The organism is Haloferax gibbonsii ATCC 33959 (assembly GCF_000336775.1).
Lineage (GTDB): Archaea > Halobacteriota > Halobacteria > Halobacteriales > Haloferacaceae > Haloferax > Haloferax gibbonsii.
Window position 1 is genome coordinate 1 of the sequence record NZ_AOLJ01000023.1, and the last position, 1,910, is coordinate 1,910.

The window sequence follows — 1,910 nt, forward strand, 5'->3', positions numbered from 1 at the left end:
CCTGCAGCGCCCATGATTTTGCGAGGAACTTGGTGACGAGCGGAATCTGGGCCGAAGGAGTTGAACCAAGGAGCGAAGGGAGTGAGCGACTGCGGTTCACAATCTTCTGGGTCAAGAGAATCGCCCGCCGTCGCACGCATCACGCACCTTCCGAGCAGTCGTCGGAGTCGTCGCACCGGCGCTCGGCTTTCCGCTCCAAAATCGACGGCGGACTCGACTTCACAACCCAAACTCGCGCCGCGCCGAAACCCCGATTCTCCTAGGCACAATCCAGTTAGGTACGGCTCCCCTCATATCCGACCACATGGACCGGACCGAATACGCGATACTCACGGTCATCGCACTCGCGACGGTCGGCATCGGCGTGTTCACGACCACGGAGCCGCTGGGGACGTTCCTCGTCGAGAGCGCCCGAGAGGCGCTTTCGACGACCGCGGCCATGGCGTGGGTGACGTGGTGGGCGCTCGTCGTCGGCTTCGCAATCGCCGGCGGCGTGGAGGCGTGGACCTCGGGCGAGGAGGTCTCGGAGCTTCTGGAGGGCCACGGTCCGAGAGAAATCGGCTACGGCTCGCTGTTCGGCTTCGTCTCCTCGTCGTGTTCCTACAGCGCCATCGCCACCGCGAAGAACCTGTTCAAGAAGGGCGGGTCGGCGGCGGCGACCCTCGGCGCGTTCATGTTCGCCTCGACCAACCTCGTCATCGAAATCGGCGCGGTCATCTGGATTCTGCTCGGCTGGCAGTTCCTCGTGGCCGACATCCTCGGCGGGTTCATCCTCATCGGGCTGATGGCGTTCGGCTTCGTCTACCTCGTGCCCGACGAGGTGGTCGAACAGGCCCGACAGAACGTCCAAGACGAGGGTTCGGAGACCGTCCGCGACCCGGTCTGCGGGATGGAAGTCGACCCCGACGAGACCGAGTACTCGGTCGAACACGACGGGCGGACGTTCTACTTCTGCTCGGAGTCGTGCAAGGAGAGCTTCGACCCCGAGGAGGCCAACACGACGGTCCGCGAACAGGCGACGTCGCTGTCGGGGTGGAAGGCGCTCGCCGACAAGCAGTGGAAGGAGTGGGGGATGCTCTGGGACGAAATCGCCATCGGGTTCGTCTTCGCCGGCCTCATCGCCGGGTTCATCCCCGAGTCGGTGTGGACCTCGGTGTTCTCGGGACCGACGTTCGGCGTTCCCGTGTACGTGTTTTGGACCGCGGTCCTCGGGGCCGTCATCGGCGTCGCCACCTTCGTCTGCTCGGTGGGGAACGTCCCGTTCGGGGCGGTCCTGTTCTCGAACGGCCTGCCGTTCGGGAGCGTCCTGAGCTACATCTACGCGGACCTCATCGTCCCGCCCATCATGGACGCCTACCGCGAGTACTACGGGACGAAATTCGCGGCGATTCTCTCGGGGATGATATTCGTCGCGGCGGTCCTGACGGGCGTGGTCGTCCACTTCGTCTTCCTCGGCGCGGGGCTCATCCCGTCGCCTGAGAGCGTCCAAATCGCCGAAGTGAGCATCGAGGCGGACTACAAACTCGCGTTGAACGTGTTCGCCACCGGCCTGTTCGGCGTCCTCTACTGGCTCCACCGCTCGGGGTCGGTCGGCGACGAGGGCCGCGGCGGCCACGGTGAGGCGGCGAACGCCGGCGGCTGAGCCGCCGACTCGACACGTAACCCACGAACCGCAAAAAACGAAGTCGGGGTTCTCCAGACCGGCCGAATCCCCGGTTAACGTCTATCGGTGCTCGATACCCTGCTTCGAGACGTTCGCTCGGGTGACGTAGTCGTCCATCCACTCGGGGTCGTCGTCGCCTTTCTCCTCGGTCCACGCCCACCCCTCGTAGACGTGGACCCGGTCGGTCCCGCGCTCGCGGAGCCTGAGCGTCGCTTTCCCGTCGATGTCGTCGGGGCTCGGGGCGGGG

2 protein-coding genes are annotated in these 1,910 nt (G+C 65.3%); one reads left to right on the forward strand and one right to left on the reverse strand.

All coding sequences use genetic code 11. From position 1 onward, the window contains the following. Nucleotides 1-304: 304 nt before the first annotated feature. Nucleotides 305-1,642, forward strand: a complete 1,338-nt coding sequence (locus tag C454_RS15295; protein WP_004977093.1) for a permease — start codon at nucleotides 305-307, stop codon at nucleotides 1,640-1,642. A gap of 81 nt (nucleotides 1,643-1,723) precedes the next feature. Here C454_RS15295 and C454_RS15300 read toward each other — a convergent pair. Then, a partial coding sequence (locus tag C454_RS15300; protein ID WP_004977094.1) for a nonhistone chromosomal protein occupies nucleotides 1,724-1,910 on the reverse strand: 187 nt, incomplete at its 5' end.

Coding starts and splice junctions, on each gene's coding strand:
- C454_RS15295 (WP_004977093.1), top strand. CDS start 305: ATGGACCGGACCGAATACGCGATACTCACGGTCATCGCACTCGCGACG.